This is a genomic window from Bacillus salipaludis, assembly GCF_004358205.1.
This window is the reverse complement of the sequence record NZ_SMYO01000056.1, coordinates 1-6,262: the sequence shown is the minus strand read 5'-3', so window position 1 is coordinate 6,262 and position 6,262 is coordinate 1. Positions and strand designations below refer to the sequence as shown.

Annotated in this window: 6 protein-coding genes and 1 pseudogene; 1 reads left to right on the top strand and 6 read right to left on the bottom strand. The window is 35.3% G+C overall.

Translation table 11 applies throughout. The features are described from left to right. Window positions 1-475: 475 nt before the first annotated feature. From E2K98_RS29735 to E2K98_RS29715, 6 genes and pseudogenes are all read right to left on the bottom strand, one after another. Window positions 476-868, bottom strand: a complete 393-nt coding sequence (locus E2K98_RS29735) for a J domain-containing protein (protein WP_133340545.1) — start codon at window positions 866-868, stop codon at window positions 476-478. Window positions 869-1,160: 292 nt separating this feature from the next. After that, window positions 1,161-1,322, bottom strand: a complete 162-nt coding sequence (locus E2K98_RS31370; RefSeq protein ID WP_165976436.1) for a hypothetical protein — start codon at window positions 1,320-1,322, stop codon at window positions 1,161-1,163. Between the two features lie 125 nt (window positions 1,323-1,447). After that, a pseudogene (locus E2K98_RS29730) lies at window positions 1,448-1,718 on the bottom strand (zinc-binding dehydrogenase); the annotation flags it as partial. 5 nt (window positions 1,719-1,723) lie between these two features. Further along, window positions 1,724-2,215, bottom strand: coding sequence for a hypothetical protein (locus E2K98_RS29725; RefSeq protein ID WP_133340543.1), 492 nt, complete (start codon window positions 2,213-2,215; stop codon window positions 1,724-1,726). Between the two features lie 129 nt (window positions 2,216-2,344). Continuing rightward, window positions 2,345-3,706 (bottom strand): DJ-1/PfpI family protein, encoded by a 1,362-nt coding sequence (locus tag E2K98_RS29720; RefSeq protein ID WP_133340541.1) that lies wholly within the window; start codon window positions 3,704-3,706, stop codon window positions 2,345-2,347. A gap of 318 nt (window positions 3,707-4,024) precedes the next feature. After that, complete coding sequence (locus E2K98_RS29715; protein WP_208025447.1) at window positions 4,025-4,426, bottom strand: MarR family winged helix-turn-helix transcriptional regulator; 402 nt, start codon at window positions 4,424-4,426, stop codon at window positions 4,025-4,027. Window positions 4,427-5,527: 1,101 nt separating this feature from the next. On the opposite strand from E2K98_RS29715, the gene E2K98_RS29705 reads away from it, so the two are divergent. Further along, a complete protein-coding gene (locus tag E2K98_RS29705) occupies window positions 5,528-6,007 on the top strand; it encodes a YczE/YyaS/YitT family protein (RefSeq protein ID WP_133340537.1) in 480 nt (159 codons plus the stop codon). Window positions 6,008-6,262: the final 255 nt, after the last annotated feature.

Below are 6,262 nucleotides of genomic sequence, written 5' to 3'. Positions count from 1 at the left end.
AGTCTCCTCGGAGATGGACTTTCACCATCTGGGATTCAGTATCATCATCATCAACCAGTCGTTTCACCGAGATGACGTCTCTGTCAGATAATGAAAAGAAGAGTGTCGACAGATCAACACTCCATGCGACTGCCCGTCGCACAAAAAGGACTGCCGAAACAGCAGTCCAATGGTTCTTGTAATCAAGCCCCTTATAATCATTGTAATACGTTGCAATCTTACTTTCTGGATAAGGCTTATTTAATTCACATAAAAATCAGGGTCAGTCCCCCACTGTTGTAACGTTTTACACCACTGGAGGACTGACCCTCGAATACTAGAAATATAGTTTTTGACCGTACATTCCCTTAAAAACAATGCACTCCGATTTATTAATTACTTTTTCCTTGCAAAACCAGTTCCACTACTTCGATTTCCCTCTAGGTCATCGTATTGTGTGATTGTTCATTGATCCTGTTTTCATTTTAATTTTTTATTATTTCTTTTTATTTAAATAAGTATTTCCCAAAATTCCAATTAAAATAAGAGCTGCATTTATGATTACAGGTGAAAAGCTAGCCTGTTTGCGATTTTTCCTCTGTATTTTTATTATATTTATGTAAGGATTTGTTTTAGCGGGATTTTCCTGTTTTAGATTATCTGTGACGTTATGAGTATTTTTAAAAAGGAGATCGTCATACCTTTTTCTTTTTACACCATTTTTAAGAGTTTCATATGCTTCTTTAACTTTTTTGAACTGTTCAGCATTCCCTTTTTCTTTATCTGGATGTACTTCTTTTACTTTTTTTCGATAAGCTTCTTTTATTTCACTAAAAGTTGCATCATAGGGTACGTCTAAAATACGATAGTAATTTCCATTGGATCCCATGTATTTTCCACCCTCTTTTGGTTATGATTGCTCGTACTTTTACGTTTTAATCCTTCCAAAATAGTATTCTGTTTCTTTTAAAAATATTCGAGTTTTACGTACATTTTCTTGGATGAATACTTTTTTCAATTGAGTGATAATCGTACATTTAGATTAGAAAAAACTAGAATCACTTCAGTTATCTATAATTAAAAAAAGTTTTTCGTTTAAGCTTTTTCGAACAGCTCCAGTGACTATCGTAAAATACACGAACCGGGATTTCCACAGAACTTAATTTAGTAATTTAGTAGCACTACTTCTGAAGCCTTAATTCATACGCCTCATCTATATCCTTAATTATTTGCTTTAAGTCATCTATCCACTCTAACATAATATAAACTTCACCAGGAGTCAGTCTCATTGGATCGGATTTTTCATAGACATGGCCAAACAAATCATCGATCTCTTTTTGCATTTTCTTCGCTGTTTCTGTATGGAGTTTTTTTCCTAAATGAAGGACGAAACAAAAAATCGGGGTCAGTCCCCCACTGATGTAACGCTTTACTCCACTGGGGGACTGACCCTCGAGCACCTGAAAAACTATCTGATTTTTAAAATAAATTTCCCTTTAGCTCTTCCCGACTCCGCATATTCCATCGCCTTTTGAGCCTCGTTAAAAGGAAAAACTCTATCAATTACAGGTTTCATTTTACCTGACTCTATAAGCTCCGCAATAATTCGTAATTGCTCTCCACTTGGTTTCATAAACAAAATAGTATATTGAGTCATTATTCTTTTTTTCAAGTGCTGTAAGTTTACTACTTGCTACTGTGAACAACAGTGTTTTAAAAAATCCTGAACCATATTCTTTTGCAATCATCCCTTTGTAATGATGGCAAGTTTCTTTTTATTTGTTATGATTCCTAATCCAAGCATAAGTGCGAAAAATAGCAGCAGCCAAGAAATATAAGCAGGCAAGGATGTGATCATCATTGCAATCCAAGCAAAAAATAAGGATGCAGGGCTTAAGACCTTAAGTATTCGATAAATGATTTTGCTAATTCCTGCTTTATACAATGGAGTGGCTTCTAATAAAAAAATAAACGGGTTACAAAACGTTCCAAATGCTAAAGGAATAACCATATATAGTGGAAATTCAATATTCATAGTAAATTCTAATAGCAAGACCAAACCTATCGAAAATGCTTGCATCATATAATCCAAATGTGCCGCTTTAAGTTTTCGCGGATTCGTAAAAAAATCGTTTAGTTGACTATTTTTAAAGTAAAATACCGCTCCAAGTGGCAAAGATAATATAAGGCCATCCATAAAAATAAATATTGCCCAATTCAAAAGAAAAAAATTCATAAGATAACCCTCCCAGTATTTATTCGTAAAAAGATTTTGGAAAACTTTGAGATTAAAAATAGTTTCTACAAAAACCAATTTACCAACTATAAGATATATAAAAAGTGAAGATTTAAACTGATCAAAATGCTAATGATTGACGCCCTTTCTACTTTTCTCTTTTCGAATGAATCGTCTATCAATAAAGTAGGCCGTAAGTATTGCAGCTAAACTGACTAAAACGGGTATCCCGAAAGATTCATAGGCAAACGGTCTGCCTTGGAATTTTAGATTTTTAGCACGATATTCTATTCGCTTGGCACCATATTTAGCAGTTAGGACGTCCTCTTGCTTCGCTAAATCTTCGAGTGTACCATCAAACATAAATCTACCTGGGTACCGGCTGTGAATAAATTCAGGTGTCACTTTGTTACCGTTCCAATCCTTAACTTCCTCTGCAGCTAAAGACTTCGCTTCTACCCCTGGAACAAACAATCGATCTAGCTTCGGCACATTCAACATCTGATATCGGCTAACTAAGTTAAGGTGATACTTCGTAACGATAGGCTGCTTGGCATTTGATACGGTGTAGATTTTTGTTGTTCCAGAATTTGCATAAGTATCAAAAATGGTGGTAAGTGCCCCCTCATCCATCCCATTATACAACCATACTCCTGCGGTTTTTTTGTGCCATTGGAATGCTGTGTTGAACGTATAAATCCATTCACTTTCATCCACATAATAAGGATCTACCTTTGGATTTTTCAGGAAATGATAAGAAGGGTAATGGATCTTATTTGCTATTTTCTCCGCCATTGGTTCGCCTAATTGCTTTGAAATCACATAGAGGACGGCATCGATTCCAGAAGTAATTGCTGCAGAAGAAACAATGTTCCCGTCTACGACATAACGCAAATCCCTTCTCCACTTTGTATCAGGATATTTATTAACTTCGTGATAATCAAAACTTTTCCAGTCAGTTGTTGCTTCTTTCCCTTTTAAAAGACCTGTATCCGCCAGATTCAACCCTCCAGCGCAAATGCTTAACAATTCTGTATCGGAATGTTTTCGAATCCATTCACGGACAGGCTTATACTTTAATTCGTCAGCCATAGGCATGGCGGGAATTACAATAAGGTCTGGACTTCCTCCTAATAATCGATCCAGTTCATCAAAAGAATAGTGCGGAATCAGATCCAATCCCCCAGAGAGTGTTTTCATATTTTTGTCTGGAGCAACAGCATACACGTTATAAGATTCAGTCATCGCAAACAATTCATAAGGAACCATAAAATCAAACACTTCGGTGGTCGAATTGGATAAGATCACAGCTACTGTTGGTTTTTGGGGATTATATTCCGGCACACTCACGCGATGTAGAGCAGGGATTGGTGTTTGTCGAGTAGGATTCCAATATTCCTGATTGGTGTGAATATATCCATACACCCCAATCCCTCCAAAAAATATAAAGAACGTCATTGCATAGACAACTACACGTAATAATAACTTCATTTTGATTCTCCTCTGGTTACTATTTTTTTATTTTTTCACTAAAAAAAACTACCCGATCTATATAAACACCTGCCTTTGCAAGCAATATGATTCAGATTTTCCAGAAACATCGCCAGATTAGATCAAATTTATTGCTGTTGATTTTATTACCAAGATCCTTCATTTAATTGCTTAATATCAATTATTGTATATATACAAATATAAAACATTTTTATCCATTGTCAATACTCAATTGTTGTATTTATACAAATATTTTATATAAAAACGGCTGCCTGAAAATTAAACTTCCGTTTAATATCCAGGCAGCCGTTCTATTTTTTAATGCTTAACGTTTGTCTTCTTGATAATCTCCAACAATATAGACAGACTTTCATCTACTTGCTTTCGCTTGTTTTCTGGAACTTGTTTTAAAATGTCCGCAAACAACTGATGATGTTTCTCATGAGCATTCGCTACTGTTTCCAAGCCTTTTCCGGTAAGCTTGATAAGTACTTCCCTTCTATTGTCCAGGTTGTGTTGCCTTTCCACCAGGCCAGATTTCACAAGTGGATCCAGTGTCCTTGTCAACGTGGAAGGATCCACACCAAGTATGCCAGCCAAATCTCCGTGACGGTACGTATTGGAACCTATTTCCATTAAAAGATGTAATTGTTTTGGGGTCAGCCCTTCAACAAAAGACTTATCACCACCGAGTACACCCGACATTTTAATTATAGACAATAAGAATTCTCCAAATATTTCCTGACTCATTTTTTATCACCTGTTTATTGTATTCTATAACTGGTATAACAAAACTTTTGTATTTTTGCAATAGTTGTAACTTCCTGCAGATATAAGAAAACTTGGTTTATAGTTGTAAATTCTTAAAAGACCGCCTGTAGTGATTCCATCTTCAACTCTTTCAACTGTTACTTTAAATACATTCTTTCACAAAGTAGCTATTAGATGTTATTTGAATGCGTAGTATATTTGTGCAGTAAATTTTTGGAATCCTTTACCATTAGCGTACGTATATTATGATTTAAACTAACGATGGGAGTTGAAAGAAATGGACCTCCTTTTATGGATGACCATCTTGTCTGGTACCTTTATCGCTATCTTTGCCGATAAAAAAAATGCAAAAAGAATAAATGTTAAACTTTTTCATATTTGACCGATTTAATGGTGGGTTTAGGAACTGAACCGTATGTTATACATTAATTTTCTTAAGCCGCACATCTTGTTCCCCTATTTCCACAATTAGGGTTTTAGGGAGTTTTTTGTTGTACAGGTTGGTCAATCGTCTATTGATTATCGACTTCCAAAAGTTTTTTCCTCTTTGGTTTATTTACTTTTCTTCCCATTGTTAAGATCCATCCATCATTAAACTCCTTATAACACTTAATACGTCTACTACCTAGTAAGAAAATGACTACTTTCTTATTCCACATTACCTCCCTTTAGCTTAGTAACTTCAACACAAAAAGGCGTTAATCCATCTTGGATCAACGCACCCGTTACTATAAGTACAATGGTTCATAAACTGCTTGTTAAGCAAAAAAATGGGCAATTCATTGTTAAAGTACAGTATACATTCGTAAAAAATATATTTATTAAGTGTTATTATTAGCTGAATTACTCAGGAACTCGCAAAATAAAGGGATTGCCGACATCTGAGGAACATTTACTTAAATGATACTCCACTCCATTTTCACTATTTTTACTTTCTAAATTAGAACAAGTAGCATTTTTTATTCCATCCCCTCCATAACTATCTTGTGAATCATCGTATGTGTATTTAATTTTCTTACCATTATAATCTAAATTATAGAAAAACTGATCGTGTTGGCCACAAAAATTATCGAAAGGAAAAGGTTCCAATATGGTTCAATGCTTGCTATCCGTAGTATTTTTTTAGATATCTGGATGTATCTCCTATTTGATCATCTGAAAATCGCATCTTCCTGGGAAATCCGGTGGCTGTTCTTTCTGCTTGGAACGCTGGGAATTGGAGTCGGCGTCGGAATCTATATTGAAGCAAAATTTCCTAAATCTCCGGTCGATGGGCTTATGTTAGCTTTACAGCATCGCTTTCATTGGAGTTTAAATGTTTCCCGAATTGTTGAGGAACTCATTGGCACCTTAATAGGTTTTTTCCTTGGCGGGCCAATTGGTTTAGGAACGCTTATCATCTCCTTGTGTTCAGGAAAAATTATTCAATTTGTTAATAATAAAATGAAAAAGATGCTAAATCACGAAAAGATAAATCCCTTAGTAAAGTCGAATTCTGACCCAAATTCCCAAATAAGTGCCGAGCCATGACAAGCACCTTTTCCCTTCTTTTTTTCATAATATCCAATACATTTCTAAACAATATGGCCCGATTGTTGAACACAAGTGAAACAACACTCTTCAACTCCCCTTTAGTACAATAGAGTAGGAGGGGAAATTTAATCCCCGACCTCTCACACCACCGTACGTACGGTTCCGTATACGGCGGTTCAATCTTTTAAGTATCGTAACTCATAAAGTTGGGATATATCTTTTAATCCCCATTTTGTGAGTTTTTCTTTTGTT

Excerpts from the sequence above, each read along its gene's own strand:
- E2K98_RS31370 (WP_165976436.1), bottom strand. The coding sequence starts at position 1,322 with ATGCAAAAAGAGATCGATGATTTGTTTGGCCATGTCTATGAAAAATCC.
- E2K98_RS29720 (WP_133340541.1), bottom strand. The coding sequence starts at position 3,706 with ATGAAGTTATTATTACGTGTAGTTGTCTATGCAATGACGTTCTTTATA.
- E2K98_RS29735 (WP_133340545.1), bottom strand. The coding sequence starts at position 868 with ATGGGATCCAATGGAAATTACTATCGTATTTTAGACGTACCCTATGAT.
- E2K98_RS29725 (WP_133340543.1), bottom strand. The coding sequence starts at position 2,215 with ATGAATTTTTTTCTTTTGAATTGGGCAATATTTATTTTTATGGATGGC.